An 18,088-nucleotide genomic window follows, 5' to 3' on the forward strand; every position below is an offset into this window, starting at 1 on the left:
TCATCGTGTCTCCTGGTGCTCGGGTGCCGAGGCGGCCGTGGTCGGGATCGATCGGGTGACGGGGTCGACGTCCGCCGCCGGCAGGCGCAGGGTGAAGGTCGACCCCTTGCCGACCTGCGACCAGACGCGCACGTCGCCGCCGTGGTTCTGCACCACGTGCTTCACGATGGCGAGTCCGAGTCCCGTGCCGCCGGTCCGTCTCGAGCGGGCCGGATCGACCCGGTAGAACCGCTCGAACACCCGGTCGAGCTCGTCGTCGGGGATGCCGTAGCCCTGGTCCGTCACCGAGATCTCGACCACGCCGGCCTGGTCGAGGGTGGCGCCGATGCCGACCCGCGAACCGTCCGGCGAGTAGTTGATCGCGTTGGCGACCAGGTTGTCGACGGCAGTGACGAGCATCGCCTGGTCACCGATCACGTGCGCGTGCTTGCCACCCCGGACGACGAGGTCGATGCCCCTCGCCTCGGCACCCACGCGGTTGCGGTCGACAGCGGTGTCGACCACGTGGCGCACGTCGACCGACTCGCTGGTCTCGAGGGCGTCGGTCGCCTGCAGACGCGACAACTCGATGATGTCCTGCGTGAGGCGGCCGAGGCGGCCGGCCTCTCGGGTCAGCCGAGCGGCGAAGTGGCGCACCTGCTCGGGGTCGGACGACGCGGACTCCAGCGCCTCGGCGAGCAGGCCGACGGCCCCAATCGGCGTCTTGAGCTCGTGGCTGATGTTCGCGACGAAGTCACGGCGCATGTCGTCGAGCCGACGACCCTCGGTGCGGTCCTCGGCGAGCACCAGCACGAATCGTCCACCGAGTGCAGCAGCCCGCACGTGCACGGCGATGGTGGCCTCGCTGCCGGGCAGGCGCGGGAGGGTGAGCTCATCGACCACCGGGTCGCCGTGCCGACGCACCGCGTCCACGATCGTCTCGACCTCGGGATGCACGAGGTGCTGTTGGGCCGAGACCAGGCCGAGCTGACGTGCCGCCGCCGAGGCCTTGAGCACGTTGCCCGACGGGTCGACCACGAGGCCCGCCGACTCGAGTGCGTCGAGCACGGCGTCGATGCCGTCGGGCAGGGCGACGTCGACGAGTGCCGCGGCACGCACGGCTCGTCGGTGGGCCGAGACGACGACCACCACGATCGCGGCGCCGACGACGACCCCGAAGGCCAGCGACAACGGCACCAGCCAGGCGGATTCCATGTCGTTCACAGTAGTGACCCCCCAGCGGGCGGATGAACGGGAGGTCGTCCCATCCGCTGTACTTTGGTCAGAGTTCAGGCGGTGATCACCGGTCGTTAACCTTCACCGGAGAGCATCGTCGGGACTGTGCGGGCGACTCTGCCCCCACGTCACGAGCCGAGCGTGCGTCCCGCACGTCGCTCACAGCCACCGTGCTCCCAGGGCCACCGAGCCCCAACGACGAGAGGGTCGAACACGACATGCGCGAGGTATTCCAGCAGGAACTCCTGGAGGTGCAGGAGCGTCTCGTCGAGATCGCCGGCCTCGTCGCCGTCTCGATCGCGAACGCGACCACGGCCTTCAACGAGTCGAACGTCTCGTTGGCCGAGCAGGTCATCGCCGACGACGACAAGATCGACGAGCGCGCCATCGCCCTCGACGAGCTGGCCATCGACATCCTGGCCCGCCAGAACCCGGTCGCCCGCGACCTGCGCATCGTGGTCAGCGCGCTGCGCATCAGCGCCTCGCTCGAGCGCATGGGCGACATGGCCGAGCACATCGCCCAGCTCGCCCGCTACCGGTTCCCCGAGAAGGTCGTGCCCAAGTCGCTGCGTCCGACGTTCAAAGAGCTCGGCGAGCTCGACGTCGCCATCGCGAACAAGCTCACCGAGCTGCTCACGACCGAGGACGTCCGCCTGGCGGAAGAGATCCGCAACGACGACGACCGCATCGACGAGCTGCACCTCAGCGTCTTCGACAAGGTGCTCGGCGAGACCTGGAAGGGCGCGGCCGTCGACACGGTCGACTCCACCCTCGCGTCGCGCTACCACGAGCGCTTCGCCGACCACGCCGTCTCGATCGCCAAGAAGGTCCAGTACCTCGCGACCGGCGACTGGGTCGCGCCCGAGGTCTGATCGACCCTCGGACCACAGGAGGCGCGGTGACCGTTCGACGGGCACCGCGCCTCCTGCGTCCGGTCCGGCCTGCGTCGTCCGCGAGGATGGGGGCATGGCTTCAGTCGCGATCCTCGTCAACGGTCTGCCCGGATCGGGCAAGACCACCCTCTCGGCCACGCTCGCCGGGGTGCTCGGATGCCCGCTGCTCGCGAAGGACCCCGTCAAGGAGGCGCTGGTCGACCTGGCCGGGCCGATGATCGCCCCCGAGGCCCTCGGTGGCATCGCGATGGACACCGTCTGGGCGATGGCGGGCGAGGTCGAGGCGGGGGTCGTCGTCGACGCCTTCTGGCACCGGGAGCGCGACCTCGAGTTCGCCCGGGCCGGCGTCGAGCGTGCCGGGTCGCCCCGCACGGTCGAGGTGTGGTGCGACGTCGACCCCGACACCGCGCTGCAGCGCGTGGTCGACCGGCTCGCGTCCGGCGGCCGTCACCCGGCGCACGGCACGGTCGAATCGGCCCGGGCCTCGTGGCCGACATGGGCCGCTGCGGCCGGGCCACTCGGCGACTGGCCCGTGATCCGCGTCGACACGAGCGCACCCGTCGACATGGACGACCTGGTCATGCAGATCAGCGAGCGGTTCGTCTGACGACCGCCCCGAACCCGGGGGTGCCGGGGGTGCCGGACGCCGAAGCGCCCCACGCCCCGAGAACGGGGCGCGGGGCGCGGGAACGTCGGGAGGCGCTACTTCTTGCCCTGGTTCGCGACGGCGGCGGCACCGGCGGCGGCGGCCTCGGGGTCGAGGTAGCGGGCCGGGCCGGTGGGCACGAAGTCGTCGTCGAGCTCGTAGACGAGCGGGATGCCCGTGGGGATGTTCAGCTCGGCGATCTCGTCGTCGCCGATGCCGTCGAGGTGCTTCACCAGCGCGCGCAGCGAGTTGCCGTGTGCGACGACGAGGGTGACGTCACCGGCGGCCAGGCTCTCGGTGATGTCGCTGTGCCAGTAGGGCAGCATGCGCTCGATGACGAGGGCGAGGGATTCGGTGCGCGGCGCGTCGATGCCGAGTTCGGCATAGCGCTTGTCGTGCGCCTGCGAGAACTCGCTGTCGTCGTCGAGCGGGGGCGGCGGCACGTCGAACGAGCGACGCCAGGTCTGGAACTGCTCGGGCCCGTACTGCTCGAGCGTCTGGGCCTTGTCCTTGCCCTGCAGGGCGCCGTAGTGGCGTTCGTTGAGTCGCCACGACCGCTTGACGTCGATCCAGAGCCGGTCGGCCTCTTCGAGCGCGATGTCGGCGGTCTGGATCGCCCGGGTCAGGCGCGACGTGTAGAGGATGTCGGGCAGCAGGTCGGCCTCGCGCAGCAGCTCGCCGGCCCGCTTGGCCTCGGCGCGGCCCTGCTCGGTGAGCCGCACGTCGACCCATCCGGTGAAGAGGTTCTTCGCGTTCCATTCGCTGTTGCCGTGACGCAGGAGGATGAGGGTCGAAGTCATGCCGCCAGCGTATCGCGACGGCCCGATGGCAGACTTGGCTCATGCCCATCGGTTCCGTCACGCGCGGCACGACCGGCACCAACCGCCTGCGCCGCGTCGATCGCTGGATCGCCGCGCACCCGTCGTTCCGGCGGGCGGACGACCCGATGGTCGTCGACCTGGGGTACGGGGCCAGCGCGACGACTCCTCTCGAACTGCACCAGCGCCTCCTGAAGGTGCGAGACGACGTCGAGGTCGTGGGCATCGAGATCGAGCCCGAGCGCGTCCGGCTGGCGAGCCTCTCGGCGCGGCCGGGCGTGAGCTTCCGGCGGGGCGGCTTCGAGGTGCCGCTCGACGGCGACCGGCGACCCGCGGTGATCCGGGCGTTCAACGTGCTCCGGCAGTACGACGAGTCCCAGGTCGCCGACGCCTGGGCGTTGATGACCGGCCGGCTGCAGCCCGGAGGCGTCCTCGTCGAGGGCACCTGCAACGAGGTGGGGCGGGTCGCGAGCTGGATCGACGTGACCCCCGAGGGGCCCACGACGTTCACGATCTCGCTGCGCCTGGCCGGGCTCGAGCTGCCCTCGATCGTGGCCGAACGGCTGCCCAAGGCCCTGATCCACCGCAACGTGCCGGGTGAGCGCGTGCACGACCTGCTCGTCGACCTCGACCGGCAGTGGGCGGTGGCGGCCCCGCTCTCGGTCTACGGGCCGGTCCAACGGTGGCTCGCGACGGCGCAGGGGCTCCGCGACATGGGTTGGCCGGTGCTCGGCGGGGCGGGTGTCCTCAGACGTGGGCGAGTCGGCCTCGGGCCTCGTCGTGGTCCAGGCCGGTGGCCATGAGCAGGTCGACGAGCAGCGGGCGCAGCATCAGCACGACCATCGCCTCGGTCACGGGTGCCCCGGGCAGCACGACCGTCGGATCGAGTCGACGGGCGACGGCCGACAGGGCCTCACGGGCGACGGGCCGCTGCTCGACGTCGTGCACCGACCGGCCCAGCACGGCGACCGCGCGCGAGGTCGACTCGAGGAGGTCGGCCAGGGCCGACCGGTCGACGCCGTCGCCGAGCTGCGTGTCGAGCCGTCGCGCCACCACGCGCAGGTTGCGCACGGCGAGGTCGACGTAGCGCCGGACCGTCGCCTGCTGCCGCAGGTCGGGCAACCGGGAGCGGAGGAACGGTGACAGCCGCGCGATCGACTCGGCGGACTCGAGGGTGGACGACCAGTCGTCGAGCACCGGCTGGGTCGACCGCAACCGCTCGAGGGCGTCGTCGGCCCGCGGGGCGTCGTCGGCGCGGAGGGCGCCGACGAGCGCCGCGAAGGCCCGGTCGAGCTCGTCGAACAGGCGCCGGGCGTCGTGGCGGGCCAGGCCGACCGGGTTGCGCGGCACGATCGCCGTGACGAGCAACGCCACCGCTCCCCCGACCGCGCCGTCGATGCTGCGGACGAACGCCCCTCCGTCGGGGTCGGGCAGCAGCATGACGAGCATCGACTGGGTCGCGGCGGCCGCCGCGAAGGCGCTGCTCGACGAGAAGAACCGGGCGACGAGGAGCGTCACGAACAGCACCAGGGCGATCTGCCACAGCCCCTTGCCCACCACCATGAGCAGAACCTCGCTGAGCGCGATGCCGATGAGCACGCCGACCGCGTTCTCGAGCACCCGACGCGGACGGGCGTCACGGGCCAGGCCGAGCGACGAGATCGTGACGGTCACGGCCAGCAGGGGGACCGCGTGCCCGAGTCCGTAGTGCGTGATGGCGTAGGCCCCCGCCACGGCGAGCACGATCTGGACGATCGCCGGACCGGACGCGATCGTCCGCGCCGTCGCGTCGCGCACGTCGAAGGACGAGGAGGCGCGGTGCCAGCCGCGTCGCAGCCCGCCGCCGCGCGTCGGCCCGGTCACGACCGGGCCCGGGTGCACCGCGTCACCAGGCCGTCAGCGGCGGACGGCGCCGAGGCGCGGCAACCGGGGGACGCCTGCGGCGGCACCGGCCGAGGCGGGCACGACGATCTCTTGCGCGGCCGCGATCATCAGGTCGTCGACGACGACGACGAGCGGTGCGGCCTCGTCGGTGCCGCGCTTGACGAGTGCGAGGGCCACCGGGCCCAGCTCGTGGTGCAGGGCGACGCTCGTGACGTGCCCGACCGACTTGGGTGCGGTCGCCTCGGGATCGGACACCGCGCCTCCGGCGGTGACGGCCGCGTCGGGGGCACCGCCGGCGGCCGGGGCCAGCACGACCTCGGCACCGCGCGGGGGCAGCACGCCGTCGCTGCCGTCGAGGTGGAGCATGACGAGCCGACGCGGCGGGTGACCGATGTTGTGCACCTTGGCGACGGTCTCTTGCCCGCGGTAGCAACCCTTGGTGAGGTGGACGGCGCTGCGCATCCAGTCGAGCTCGTGCGGGATGGTCCGCTCGTCGACCTCGGTCGAGAGCCGGGGACGCCAGGCCTCGATGCGGAGGGCCTCGAGGGCGAGGGTGCCCGCGACGGCGAGCCGGTCGGCCGGCGACGCGGCGAGGGCGTCGAGGTCGGAGCGCCGGACGAGGCTCTCGCGGTAGGTCCAGTCGTGACCCGGGTGACGGTCGGAGTCGGCGTAGCTGTGACCGCCGGCCGCGACCTCGTGCCAGGGGTCGACCCACACGAGCGCCGTGTCGTGTGACGTCAGGACCGGGACGAGCGGAGCGGAGCCGTCGGGGCCGTCGGGGCCGTCGAGCAGGTCGTGCATCGAGCCGATCGTCGCGACGTCGGCCGTGCGGTCGGCGACCTCGACGCGCAGCATGAAGCGCATCCGGTCCAGCCAGGTGCCGAGCGGTTCGACCTCGGAGCGGTCGACGAGCAGCCAGGTGGTCTCGCCGTCGTCGAGGACGCGGGCGGCGTGCTCGAGGCGGCCGTTGGCGTCGAGCAGCAGGGTCTCGGTCGAGACGCCCGGCGCGAGACCGACCAGGGCCTGGCTCGTCAGCGAGTTGAGCCAGCTGAGCCGGTCCGGCCCCGTGACGGTCAGCACGCCACGGTCGGAGAGGTCGACGATCGCCGCCCCCCGGGCGAGCAGTCGCTGTTCGCCGAGCGGATTGCCGTAGTGGGACGCCACGCCCGAGCCGTCGTCGACGAAGCCGTCGCGCGACGAGAAGGGCGAGACCACGGGCCCCGTGGTGTCGGGGGACGCGTCGGCGACGTCAGTCAACGCGCGCCAGCTGCCCGGATGCGTGCGAGCGCAGTTCTTGCCCGAGGGCCGCGATGTCCCACGCCCAGAAGAGCTTGCCCTCGACGAGGCCGTACATGCGGGTGGCCGCCGAGTACTCCTTCGCGTTGCTCGACCGGACGACGGCGTCGGTCGCGAGGTCGATCCGCGGCCCCTTGACCCGACCGAGGTAGAGCTCGTTCACGCCGGTCGGGTGGGCGATCTGCACCTCGAGGCCGAAGCCGTCGTCGGGCGTGCGGAGGATCTCGACCGCCCGGGCCGACGTGAAGGGCTGGACTCCGACGCCGGGCAGCATGCCCGGGCCGCGGTCACCCGGCTCGGCCGGACGTTCGAGCCGCCAGTAGCCCGTCTCGCTCGTCAGTGGCGTGTGCTCGTCGTCGAGCAGCCAGGTGAACGAGCTGTAGTTGAGGAAGGGCAGGCCGTCGTGGCTGAAGCTGATGCGCTGCCCGAACTCGTGGGTGCGACGCTCGGTGCCCGGTTCGGAGTCGGGGTCGCCCTCGCCGATCTTGTAGTCGACGACGCCGGTGCCCTGCCAGACGCCGATCAACCAGGAAAGGGGGACGAGCTCGGACGGCAGGTCGGTGGGGATGTCGATCATGGAGCGGTCAGCGCTGACCCTTGAACAACTTGAGCAGGACGACGACCGAGACGAAGCCGATGGCGATGGTGGCGAGGCCGAGGAGCCCGATGTAGAACACCTCGAGTGCGAGCAGGGAATCCATGCCGTCGAGCCTACCCGGCGACCGCGGACGTGCCCAGCCCTTCGGGGCGACCGTTCAGACGAGCCGGGGGTCGGGCGTTCAGACGAGTGCGAAGACGCCCGTCACGACGGCCAGGATCACCAGGCTGCCGCAAGTGCTGAGCATCGTTCGCGAGACCAGGCCGTCCTTCTGGCTCGTGGCGAGCTGCAGCACGAAGGTGAGGACGATGGCCCCGCCGAGGGCCAGGACGACGTGGTCCCAGTACTCGGAGGCGGGCGACCGCAGGCCGATCAGCACGGCCACGACGAGCGTGGCGGCCCAGACCGGGACGACCGTGATCGGCTTGAGCCGTGCCGTCGTCGCGTCGACGTCTCGTTCGCCTGTCTGCACCGTTCGTCCCTCGTTCGTGTCCGCCGTTCTGCCGACCTGCCCTAGCATCGGATGGTCGGAGTGGCGGGGTCTCATGTTTTAGACTGCTCGACAGTACATTCACTGGAGGTCGTGTGGCGCAGCTCTTGGTACTGACGTCTGCGGGCGGCCCCGAGGTCCTGCCGTCTCTCGCCCTGCTAAGCCACCGTACCCGGCAGATCCCGGCCGAACCCGCGCAACTGGTGAACGCCCCCTCGAGCGACCTGATCTTCGTCGACGCCCGCGTCGACCTCGCCAGCGCCAAGTCGCTCTGCAAGATCCTGCGGACCACGGGCGTCACGGTGCCGCTCGTCCTGGTGCTCACCGAGGGCGGACTGACCGCCGTCAACAGCGAGTGGGGCGTCGACGACGTCATCCTCGAGACGGCCGGCCCCGCCGAGATCGACGCCCGCATCCGACTGGTCACCGGTCGCCTCGCCCAGTCGCAGAACGGCTCGAAGATCCACGCCTCCGGTGTCGTCATCGACGAGGCCAGCTACTCGGCGAAGGTGCACGGTCGCCCCCTCGACCTCACCTTCAAAGAGTTCGAGCTGCTGCGCTTCTTCGCCACGCATCCCTCCCGCGTCTTCACCCGTGAACAGCTGCTCAGCGAGGTCTGGGGCTACGACTACTTCGGCGGCACGCGCACGGTCGACGTGCACGTCCGGCGACTCCGGGCCAAGCTCGGCGACCTCGAGTCGTTGATCGGCACGGTGCGCAACGTGGGCTACCGGTTCAACGTCTACGACGACGACGCCCAGGCGGTCGTCTCGTGAGCACGGTGTCGCGGTGACCGACGCCGCCGACGCGACCGGCGCCTCCTTCGTGCCCACGCTCGCCCGAGCGGCCACCACGGCCGACGGCAGCCCGCCGTTCTCCGACCAGACCCTGGTCGACGTCCGGTCGGGCGTCGCGACCGTCGTCGGCGATGCGCACGCCGCGGCGGTGCTGCGCGAGGGCGAGGCCGAGCTCGTCGTGCATCCCGACGACCGCCGACAGGGTCGCGGTGCCGAGTTGCTGCAACGACTCGTCGACGAGACCGAGGGCCCGCTGCTGTTCTGGGCACACGGTGACCACCCCGGCTCCCGCGTGCTCGCCGCGCGCTTCGGCCTCGCCGAGACCCGTCGCCTGCTGCAACAGCGTGCCGACGTCCCCGCCGAACCCCGTGCGCCCCGCCTCCGCGACGCCGACCGGGTCGCCTCGTTCCGGCCGGGAGTCGACGACGAGGCCTGGCTCGACCTCAACGCCCGCGCGTTCGCCGACCACCCCGAGCAGGGCTCGCTCGTCCAGGCGGACCTCGACGCCCGGCAGGCCGAGTCGTGGTTCGACGCCGACGACTTCCTCCTGCTCTGGCGCGGCGACGACCTGCTGGCCTTCTGCTGGCTGAAGCTCGACGAGGGTCAGCCGGGGGAGTTCTACGCGGTCGGCGTCTCGCCGGACCACCAGGGCGAACGACTCGGAGGCGCGGTGGTCGACGCCGGGTTCGCGCGCCTCGCCGAGCGCGGTGCCGGCACCGCGGCGCTGTACGTCGAAGGGGACAACACCGCCGCCCTCCGGCTCTACGCGGCCCGCGGGTTCACGGACCACGCCGTCGACGTGCAGTACACCCTCACCCGCTGAACCCCGCCCGGGCACGGCCCGTCCTCGGGGGGTGCGGGCCCCTCCGGTCCACCGATATGCTGCGGATCGGATGACAGCGATCGAGGGGGCATCATGACCGATCAGACCAGACCGGACGGCGACGACCAGGGGCACGACGAGCCGCAGCACGACGGGGCACCGGCCGGGGGCCACGAGCAGCCCGCCGCGTTCCCGTACCAGGGACTGCCGTACGGGCAGCAGCCCGAGGGGAACCCGCACCAGGCGAACGGCTACGGGGACCAGCTCTACGGCTCCTCGCCGCAGCCGGGCGACCAGGGACAGCCGCAGGGGGCGTACCAGCAGCCGTACGACGCCTCGGGCCAGCCGACCTCGCAGTTCGCGTACGCGCAGGCTCCGACTCCCCCGGCACCGAGGACGCCCGAAGAGGCCGCACGACGTCGACGACTGCTGATCGGCCTGATCGGTGGAGCAGCCCTGCTGCTCGTGCTGGTCGTGGCGGGTGCCGTGACGTTCGCCACGATGAGCGCCTCCCACCGGCCCGAGGCGACCGTCCGCGACTACCTCGGCGCCGTCCAGGCCGGCGAGATCGAACGCGCCCTCGCGCTCGACGGCACCGAGGTCGCCAAGGGCGACGTGCTGCTGACCGACGTGGCCTATGCCGCGGCCGGCGACCGGGTCGACGGGTTCCAGGTGGGTGCCGTCTCGACCGACGGGGACGACGCGCAGGTCGAGACCGTCGTGCACCGCGGCGACGGGTCGACCCACGCCCAGGAGTTCACGCTCGTGCGCGACGGGCGCGATCTGCTCTTCTTCGACCGATGGGCGCTCCAGCCGGTCGACCTCGGCACGGTCTCGGTGCAGGTCGCCGGACCGGCATCGGCGGAGATCGCCGTCGACGGGGCCCCCGTGACCCGGGGGTCCGACGGATCGGTGAGCCTCAAGGCCTTCCCCGGCAGCTACGAGGTCGCCCTCGCCGCCGAGAACGAGTCGTACTCGGCGACCGCCGCCACCGCCGTGGTCGAAGGCGCCGACGCCATCGCCCAACCGACCCTGCTCACGACCGCGCTCACGCCCGTCGGCACCGAGGCGGCGACCGCGGCCGTCGACGCCTGGGTGGCGGGCTGCATCGCCTCGACCGACCTGCGTCCGGAGGGCTGCAGCTTCGGCCTGTACGACACGGAGTCCGGTCGGTACACGCTGTCCGGCCAGAAGTGGACCCTCGAGTCCGCGCCGCAGTTCACCGTCGGCGACTGGCAGGACGGCGGGTGGACGGTGAGCACCACGACACCGGGCTCGGCCTCCTTCACCGCCCAGGGCGTCGACGCTGCGGGCAACAGCGGCGTCTACGGCTCGCTCGCCCCGGTGCCCGTGCGGGTGGGCGGTCTCGTCAGCGACGTGACCGCCGACGGCGCCACGTTCACTTCGAGCGTCGCCACGCCGCTCACCTGACCCGAGGGGTACAACCGGGGTACAGAAGCGGGGCGGCGAGGCATACTCCTGGGGTCAGAGCCGGCCTGCCACCGCACTCCCAGCACCGGGGAGTGGATTGAGGCACCGCGCAAGGCACGCATCCCATCGTCAGGAGAACAACATGAACCCCGTCAAGTTCCTTTCCGATCTCGGCCTCCAGAGCAAGCACGCCTACTGGGGCGGCTTCGCCTCGATCGTCATCGCCCTCGTGGCCTGGCTCGCCTCGCAGGGCAAGGACTCGTCCGACAAGGCGCAGTCCGACCGCTGGGGCATCTTCATCGGCCACTGGGCGCCGACCTTCTTCGCCCTGGGCCTCGCCCTGAAGAACGAAGAGAAGTAACCGCAGGACCTCCCCACGACGACGCCCCCGCCCACCCGGTGGGGGCGTCGTCGTCCCCTCGACCGCTCCTCCCCCGCGGCCGGGTGTCCACACGTCATCTCGCGTTTACCCGGGACGACGCTGCGAGGCGGTCGGGGGTGGCACGATGGTGCGATGGACAGCAGCGAACCCCGCGTCGACGGCGCCGGCGTCACCCCCGACTTCCTCGACGACTTCGACGAGATCGTCAGCTTCGAGGACGGCACCCTGCCGGCCGAGCGCTACCTCGACCGCGAGCTGAGCTGGCTCGCGTTCAACCAGCGCGTGCTCGAGCTCGCAGAGGACCCGACCACGCCGCTGCTCGAACGGGCCAACTTCCTCGCGATCTTCGCGAGCAACCTCGACGAGTTCTTCATGGTGCGGGTCGCCGGCCTCAAGCGCCGCATCGCGACGGGCCTCGCCGTGCCGACCAACGTGGGGCGCGGGCCGAACGAGGTGCTGGCCGACATCAACCGGAAGGCCCACGAGCTGCAAGAGCGCCACGCCCGGGCGTTCCTCGACCTCGTCAAGCCCGACCTCGACGACGCGGGCATCCACATCGAGAACTGGTCCGACCTCGAAGAGGCCGACCGGGTCCGCATGCGCGAGATCTTCGCCGAGCAGATCTTCCCGGTCCTCATGCCGCTGGCCGTCGATCCGGCCCACCCCTTCCCCTACATCTCGGGGCTGTCCCTGAACCTGTCCATCCGCGTCCGCAACCCCAAGACGATGCGACAGGAGTTCGCGCGCCTCAAGGTGCCGCAGATGCTGCCGCGCTTCGTGCAGCTGCCCGACAACGACAGCGGGCGCGTGCGGTTCATCCCCCTCGAGGACTTGATCGCCAACCACCTGCAAGACCTCTTCCCCGGCATGGAGGTCGTCGAGCACCACGTGTTCCGCGTCACCCGCAACGAGGACGTCGAGGTCGACGAGGACGAGTCGGAGAACCTCATCCAGGCCCTCGAGCGCGAGTTGCTGCGCCGCCGGTTCGGTCCGCCGATCCGTCTCGAGATCACCGACGACATGGACCCGGTCACGCTCGAGCTGCTCGTGCGCGAACTCGACGTGACCGATCAAGAGGTCTACAAGCTGCCGGCCCCGCTCGACCTGGCCGGCCTGTTCGAGATCACCAAGATGCCGCGGGCCGACCTCAAGTACCCCAAGCACCTGCCGACCACCGCCGTGCAGCTGCAGCAGACCGAGCCGAACATGAAGCCCGACATGTTCGCGAGCATCGCCCGGCAGGACATCCTCGTGCACCACCCGTACGAGTCGTTCGCGACCAGCGTGCAGGCGTTCCTCGAACAGGCCGCGGCCGACCCCAACGTGCTGGCCATCAAGCAGACGCTCTACCGCACCAGCGGCGACAGCCCGATCATCGAGGCGCTCATCGACGCCGCCGAGGCGGGCAAGCAGGTCCTCGCGCTGGTCGAGGTCAAGGCGCGGTTCGACGAACAGAACAACATCACCTGGGCCCGCAAGCTCGAGAAGGCCGGCGTGCACGTCGTCTACGGCCTCGTCGGGCTCAAGACCCATTGCAAGCTCGCCCTGGTCATCCGCCAGGAGAAGGGCACGCTCAAGCACTACACGCACATCGGAACGGGCAACTACAACCCGAAGACCAGCCGCATCTACGAAGACATGGGGCTCTTCACCGCCGACGACCAGGTCGGGAAAGACCTGACGCGCCTGTTCAACGAACTGTCGGGCTACGCGATCGAGAAGAAGTTCAAGCGGCTGCTCGTGGCTCCCCGCTACCTCCGCCGAGGTCTGCTCAAGCAGATCCAGAACGAGATCGAGAACGCCCAGGCCGGCCGACCCGCCGGCATCCGCATCAAGATCAACTCCATCGTCGACGAGCAGATCATCGACGCCCTCTACAAGGCGAGCCAGGCGGGGGTGCCCGTCGACGTCTGGGTACGCGGCATCTGCACCATCAAGCCGGGCGAGCCGGGCCTGAGCGAGAACATCCGGGTGCGGTCGATCCTCGGGCGGTACCTCGAGCACAGCCGTCTGTTCTGGTTCCTCAACGACGGCGACCCGCAGGTCTTCATCGGGAGCGCCGACATGATGCACCGCAACCTCGACCGTCGCGTCGAGGCCCTGGTGCGCCTGACGCAGGCCGACCACCTCGCCGAGGTCGCTGACCTGTTCGAGCAGGCGATGTCGGACGAGACCGCCTCGTGGTGGCTCGAGGCCGACGGCACCTGGACCCGCCACGCGCGTGACGCCGACGGCCGCTCGCTGACCGATCTGCAGAACGCCCAGATGAAGGCCATCACGCAGCGGAAGCGCTCCAAGCGATGACCATCACCTCGACGACGGTCGTCGCCGCGGGTGCCGTCTGCTGGCGGCTGGTCGACGGCAAGGTCCGGGTGCTGCTGATCCACCGCGACCACCACGGCGACGTCTCGCTGCCGAAGGGCAAGGTCGACCCGGGCGAGGCGACGCCGCAGACGGCCGTGCGCGAGATCCACGAAGAGACGGGCTACCGGGTGACGCTGGGCGCCCCGCTCGGCACGGCCGAGTACCTGCTGCCCGGCGGTCGCGACAAGGTGGTGCACTACTGGTCCGCCGAGGTGACCGACGAGTCCTTCGCCGCGGCCGGGACGTTCACGCCCAACCACGAGGTCGCGGCCATCGAGTGGGTCGGCATCGAGAAGGCGAAGGCCATGCTGACCTACGCCCGCGACGCCGACGTGCTGCAGCGCTTCGCCGACCGGGTGGCGACGGGCACGGCCCGCACCTTCCCGATCGTGGCCCTGCGCCACGCCAAGACGACCTCGCCGTCCGACTGGCACGGCTCGGACGCCACGCGCCCCCTGCTGCCCCAGGGCCGCCGCCAAGCGAGGTCGGTCGCCCCCGTCATCGCCGCCTGGGCCCCCACCCGCATCGTCAGCAGCACGGCGGCGCGGTGCCTGGCCACCCTCGAGCCCCTCTCCGAGCTGACCCGGGTCGGCGTCAAGCAGACCGACGCGATCAGCCAGGACGCCTTCGAGCAGGGCACGGACGACGTCGCCGGCGTCGTCAAGAAACGCCTCAAGAAGAAGGCCGCGGCCGTCATCTGCAGCCACGGCCCGGTGCTGCCCGAGGTCATCCGACAGATCTCGTTGGGCACCAAGGGCGGCGACCGCATCGACCTGCGCCGTGCCTCGTCGCTCGGCACGGCCGAGTTCACGGTGCTGCACGTCTCGGTCGACGACACGGCGCTCGTCGCGATCGAGACGCACGGCCCGGCCGCCTGACCCGCGCCTCCTCGGCTCGCCGCGACGCCGAGACGGTCGACCCCCGCCCGCACCGGGCCGGGGTCGACCGCCGTCCGGACGCGCCTGTCCGGGCCGATGTTCCCCCCTCGTTCACCTTCCGTTCACCGGGGCAGGCGACCGTGGTTAACCCGTCGCCGTAGCGTCTCGCACGGGTCGGCACCTGGCCCACAGCACCCAGCCATCACATCCCGAAAAGGACCCCCCTGTGAACTTCAAGCGCACCGGCAGCATCGTCGCGATCGCCGCGGTCGGAACCATGCTCCTCGCGTCCTGCGCCAGCAACGAAGGCGGCGCTTCGCCCTCGGGCGACGCATCGGCCAGCGACCTCTCCGGCTCCATCTCGGGCATCGGCGCCTCGTCGCAGCAGGCTGCGCAGGAGGCCTGGGTCGCGGGCTTCCAGACCGCCAACCCCGACGTCACGATCAACTACGACCCGCAGGGTTCGGGTGGCGGCCGTGAGAGCTTCATCTCGGGCGCCGCGGACTTCGCCGGCTCCGACCGTGCGTTCAAGACCGACGAGATCTCGTCGAGCACCTTCGCCGGCTGCACGCCCGACACCGGCATCATCGAACTGCCCGCCTACGTCTCGCCCATCGCGGTCGTCTTCAACCTCGACGGCGTGAAGGAGCTCAACCTCACGCCCGCCACCCTCGCCGGCATCTTCAGCGGCAAGATCACCACCTGGGACGCCTCCGAGATCAAGGCCGACAACCCCGACGCCGACCTGCCCAGCACGGGCATCACGGCCGTCCACCGCTCGGACGACTCGGGCACCACCGAGAACTTCACCGACTACCTGCACGCCACGGCGGGCGACACCTGGACCGAAGAGGCCGACGGCACCTGGCCGACCGCGTTCGGCGGCGAGGGCGCCTCGGGCACCACCGGCGTGATCGACGCCGTCACCAACGGCACCGGCACCATCGGCTACGCCGACGCCTCGCGCGCCGGTGACCTCGGCGTCGCCAAGGTCAAGGTCGGCGACGACTTCGTCGGCTACTCGGCCGAGGCCGCAGCCGCCATCGTCGACGAGTCGCCCGAAGAAGAGGGTCGCACCGACGGCGACATCGCCATCGAGCTCGACCGCACCTCGAGCGCCGCAGGCGTCTACCCGATCGTCCTGGTCAGCTACCTGATCGCCTGCGAGTCCTACGAGGACGCCGCCAAGGGCGAGCTCGTGAAGGCGTACCTCTCGTACGTCACCAGCGAGGACGGCCAGAAGGTCGCGGCCGACGCCGCCGGTTCGGCCCCGATCTCGAGCACCCTCTCGGGTCAGGTCGCCGACGCCATCGCGCTCATCAAGTAACACGGCACCACCCCGGGGGCCCGGGAACGCACCGCGTGCGTTCCCGGGCCGTCGGCCTGACAGGCACCACCAGCACCAGCACCAGCACCAGCACCCGTGTTCGTCCCCGAACCCCACCCGAGCCTCCGGAGGACCCCGTCCGATGACCGCCCCCGCCACGACCTCGGCCCCCGCCGTCGTCCCGAAGCCCAAGCGACGTCCTGCCGACCGGATCTTCTCGGGCAGCACGGTCGTCGCCGGTGGTCTCATCCTCGCGATCCTCGCGGCCGTCGCGCTCTTCCTCATCGTGCAGAGCATCCCGGCCCTCACGGCCGCTCCCGAGGACGTCTCGCTCTCGGGTTACCCCGGTTCGTTCTGGGAGTACGTCGGACCGCTGGCGTTCGGCACGGTCTACGCCGCCGCGCTCGCCCTGCTGATGGCCCTCCCCGTCGCCATCGGCATCGCCCTCTTCATCTCGCACTACGCCCCCCGCAAGCTCGCCCAGGGGCTCGGCTACGTGATCGACCTCCTGGCCGCCGTGCCGTCGGTCGTCTTCGGCCTGTGGGGCAGCATCGTGCTCGCCCCCGCGATCCAGCCCTTCTACGACTGGCTGGTCAGCACGTTCGGCTGGTTCCCGCTCTTCGCCGGCCCGGTCTCGGGCACCGGTCGCACCCTCTTGACCGCCTCGATCGTGCTCGCCGTGATGATCCTGCCGATCATCACCGCCTTGAGTCGTGAGGTCTTCCTCCAGACGCCGGTACTGCACGAAGAGGCCGCCCTCGCCCTCGGCGCCACCCGCTGGGAGATGATCCAGATCGCCGTGCTGCCGTTCGGTCGCCCCGGAGTCATCTCGTCCGCGATGCTCGGCCTCGGTCGTGCCCTGGGCGAGACCATGGCGGTGGCGCTCGTGCTCTCGCCGGCCCTCGTCATCAACCCCGCGATCCTGACGTCGACGAACTCCTCGACCATCGCGGCGAACATCGCCCTCCGGTTCCCCGAGGCGCACGACATCGGCATCAACACCCTCATCGCGACCGGCCTCGTGCTGTTCGTCATCACCCTGATCGTCAACTCGATCGCCCGCTACGTCATCAACCGCCGCAAGGCCTTCTCGGGAGCGAACTGATGGCCACCACCACCGCCGGCGTGCGCCGGTCCACCCGCACGGTCAACGCCCTCACGACGGGGCGCCTGCCCAAGGCCGCGCCCCTCGTCATCCTGCTCGGCAGCTGGGTCGTCATGGGCGTCGTCTTCGCCCTCCTGAACGCGGCGGGCGTCACCGAGTCCTTCAACTGGGTCGGGGCGATCATCCTCGGCACCGTGCTCTACGCCGTGCTCGTCTTCGTCGTCGCGATGCAGATCGAGGGCATCCGCCGTGCGAAGGACCGCGTCGTCACGACCGCCGTCAGTGCGGCGTTCATCATCGCGCTGGTTCCGCTGGTCTCCTTGCTCTTCACCGTCGTCACGTCGGGCTCCAACCGGTTCGACGCCGACTTCTTCGCGATGTCGATGCGCAACGTCGTCGGAGCCGGCGGCGGTGGTCTGCACGCCATCACCGGCACCCTGCTGATCACGGCGCTGGCCGCCGTCATCTCGGTGCCGATCGGCCTGCTGACCGCCATCTACCTCGTCGAGTACGGTCAGGGCCGCCTGGCCCGCGCCATCACGTTCTTCGTCGACGTCATGACGGGCATCCCCTCGATCGTCGCCGGCCTGTTCGCCTACGCCCTGTTCGTGATCTTCTTCGGCGAAGGGGTCCGCATGGGCGCGGCCGGCTCCGTGGCCCTCGCCGTCCTGATGATCCCCGTGGTGGTGCGCAGCACGGAAGAGATGCTGAAGCTCGTGCCGAACGAGTTGCGAGAAGCGGCCTACGCCCTCGGCGTCCCGAAGTGGCTGACCATCGTCAAGGTGGTCATCCCCACCTCGGTCGCGGGCATCACGACCGGCGTCATGCTGGCCATCGCGCGCATCATCGGCGAGACCGCTCCGCTCTTGATCACGGCCGGCTTCACCGCGAGCATGAACTACAACCTCTTCGACGGTCGCATGCAGTCGCTGCCGGTGTTCGCCTACAGCTCGTACGTCAGCCAGGGCACCGACGCGGCGGCCTTCATCGACCGGGCCTGGACCTCCGCCCTCACCCTGATCCTGATGGTCATGGCGCTGAACCTGCTGGCCCGCCTGATCGCCCGCGTGTTCGCCCCCAAGCTCGGCCGCTGACCCGGCCGCCCCGACCCACACCCCGTCCCGGCTCCCGCCCGGCTCCC

18 protein-coding genes are annotated in these 18,088 nt (G+C 70.8%); 12 read left to right on the forward strand and 6 right to left on the reverse strand.

Annotated elements, in window-relative coordinates; translation table 11 throughout:
- Positions 1–1,194 (reverse strand): cell wall metabolism sensor histidine kinase WalK, encoded by a 1,194-nt coding sequence (locus tag ARTHRO9V_RS12545; protein ID WP_159827650.1) that lies wholly within the window; start codon positions 1,192–1,194, stop codon positions 1–3.
- A 239-nt stretch (positions 1,195–1,433) separates the two neighbouring features.
- Between ARTHRO9V_RS12545 and phoU the strand changes: the two genes are divergently transcribed.
- Both phoU and ARTHRO9V_RS12555 read left to right on the forward strand, forming a co-directional pair.
- The gene (phoU, locus tag ARTHRO9V_RS12550; protein ID WP_043597221.1) at positions 1,434–2,087 is read left to right on the forward strand and encodes a phosphate signaling complex protein PhoU; all 654 of its coding nucleotides are present in this window, start codon (positions 1,434–1,436) and stop codon (positions 2,085–2,087) included.
- Between the two features lie 94 nt (positions 2,088–2,181).
- On the forward strand, positions 2,182–2,715 hold the full coding sequence (locus ARTHRO9V_RS12555; RefSeq protein WP_159827653.1) for an AAA family ATPase: 534 nt from the start codon (positions 2,182–2,184) through the stop codon (positions 2,713–2,715).
- A 95-nt stretch (positions 2,716–2,810) separates the two neighbouring features.
- On the opposite strand, the gene ARTHRO9V_RS12560 is transcribed toward ARTHRO9V_RS12555, so the two are convergent.
- A complete protein-coding gene (locus ARTHRO9V_RS12560; RefSeq protein ID WP_159827656.1) occupies positions 2,811–3,554 on the reverse strand; it encodes a phosphoglyceromutase in 744 nt (247 codons plus the stop codon).
- A 41-nt stretch (positions 3,555–3,595) separates the two neighbouring features.
- Here ARTHRO9V_RS12560 and ARTHRO9V_RS12565 point away from each other — a divergent pair, with 41 nt between their 5' ends.
- Complete coding sequence (locus ARTHRO9V_RS12565; RefSeq protein ID WP_236557043.1) at positions 3,596–4,375, forward strand: class I SAM-dependent methyltransferase; 780 nt, start codon at positions 3,596–3,598, stop codon at positions 4,373–4,375.
- Here ARTHRO9V_RS12565 and ARTHRO9V_RS12570 read toward each other — a convergent pair.
- The 4 genes from ARTHRO9V_RS12570 to ARTHRO9V_RS12585 all read right to left on the reverse strand — a co-directional run bounded on the left by ARTHRO9V_RS12570 (position 4,320) and on the right by ARTHRO9V_RS12585 (position 7,822).
- Positions 4,320–5,435, reverse strand: coding sequence for an aromatic acid exporter family protein (locus ARTHRO9V_RS12570; RefSeq protein ID WP_159827659.1), 1,116 nt, complete (start codon positions 5,433–5,435; stop codon positions 4,320–4,322). The two genes, ARTHRO9V_RS12565 and ARTHRO9V_RS12570, sit on opposite strands and share 56 nt — an antisense overlap.
- Positions 5,436–5,468: 33 nt before the next feature.
- A complete protein-coding gene (locus ARTHRO9V_RS12575; protein ID WP_159828727.1) occupies positions 5,469–6,671 on the reverse strand; it encodes a folate-binding protein YgfZ in 1,203 nt (400 codons plus the stop codon).
- A gap of 34 nt (positions 6,672–6,705) precedes the next feature.
- Complete coding sequence (locus ARTHRO9V_RS12580; protein ID WP_043597230.1) at positions 6,706–7,329, reverse strand: FABP family protein; 624 nt, start codon at positions 7,327–7,329, stop codon at positions 6,706–6,708.
- Positions 7,330–7,531: 202 nt separating this feature from the next.
- Complete coding sequence (locus ARTHRO9V_RS12585) at positions 7,532–7,822, reverse strand: hypothetical protein (protein ID WP_056043223.1); 291 nt, start codon at positions 7,820–7,822, stop codon at positions 7,532–7,534.
- Between the two features lie 113 nt (positions 7,823–7,935).
- Between ARTHRO9V_RS12585 and ARTHRO9V_RS12590 the strand changes: the two genes are divergently transcribed.
- The 9 genes from ARTHRO9V_RS12590 (at position 7,936) to pstA (ending at position 18,041) form a co-directional block, all read left to right on the forward strand.
- A complete protein-coding gene (locus ARTHRO9V_RS12590) occupies positions 7,936–8,616 on the forward strand; it encodes a winged helix-turn-helix domain-containing protein (RefSeq protein ID WP_056043227.1) in 681 nt (226 codons plus the stop codon).
- A gap of 13 nt (positions 8,617–8,629) precedes the next feature.
- On the forward strand, positions 8,630–9,460 hold the full coding sequence (gene mshD / locus ARTHRO9V_RS12595; protein WP_159827662.1) for a mycothiol synthase: 831 nt from the start codon (positions 8,630–8,632) through the stop codon (positions 9,458–9,460).
- Between the two features lie 93 nt (positions 9,461–9,553).
- Complete coding sequence (locus ARTHRO9V_RS12600) at positions 9,554–10,891, forward strand: proline-rich domain-containing protein (RefSeq protein WP_159827665.1); 1,338 nt, start codon at positions 9,554–9,556, stop codon at positions 10,889–10,891.
- A gap of 142 nt (positions 10,892–11,033) precedes the next feature.
- The gene (locus tag ARTHRO9V_RS12605; RefSeq protein ID WP_123355311.1) at positions 11,034–11,252 is read left to right on the forward strand and encodes a hypothetical protein; all 219 of its coding nucleotides are present in this window, start codon (positions 11,034–11,036) and stop codon (positions 11,250–11,252) included.
- Positions 11,253–11,405: 153 nt separating this feature from the next.
- The gene (locus tag ARTHRO9V_RS12610; protein ID WP_056043235.1) at positions 11,406–13,577 is read left to right on the forward strand and encodes an RNA degradosome polyphosphate kinase; all 2,172 of its coding nucleotides are present in this window, start codon (positions 11,406–11,408) and stop codon (positions 13,575–13,577) included.
- Positions 13,574–14,515, forward strand: coding sequence for an NUDIX hydrolase (locus ARTHRO9V_RS12615; protein WP_056043236.1), 942 nt, complete (start codon positions 13,574–13,576; stop codon positions 14,513–14,515). The genes ARTHRO9V_RS12610 and ARTHRO9V_RS12615 overlap by 4 nt, the downstream gene beginning before the upstream one ends.
- A 226-nt stretch (positions 14,516–14,741) precedes the next feature.
- Positions 14,742–15,842, forward strand: a complete 1,101-nt coding sequence (locus tag ARTHRO9V_RS12620) for a phosphate ABC transporter substrate-binding protein PstS (RefSeq protein WP_370516202.1) — start codon at positions 14,742–14,744, stop codon at positions 15,840–15,842.
- Positions 15,843–15,984: 142 nt separating this feature from the next.
- Complete coding sequence (gene pstC, locus ARTHRO9V_RS12625) at positions 15,985–16,947, forward strand: phosphate ABC transporter permease subunit PstC (RefSeq protein ID WP_054146878.1); 963 nt, start codon at positions 15,985–15,987, stop codon at positions 16,945–16,947.
- Complete coding sequence (gene pstA, locus ARTHRO9V_RS12630) at positions 16,947–18,041, forward strand: phosphate ABC transporter permease PstA (protein ID WP_159827668.1); 1,095 nt, start codon at positions 16,947–16,949, stop codon at positions 18,039–18,041. Before pstC ends, pstA begins: the two co-directional genes overlap by 1 nt.
- The last annotated feature ends 47 nt before the right edge of the window (positions 18,042–18,088 follow it).

Source organism: Frigoribacterium sp. 9N, assembly GCF_902506305.1.
Lineage (GTDB): Bacteria > Actinomycetota > Actinomycetes > Actinomycetales > Microbacteriaceae > Frigoribacterium.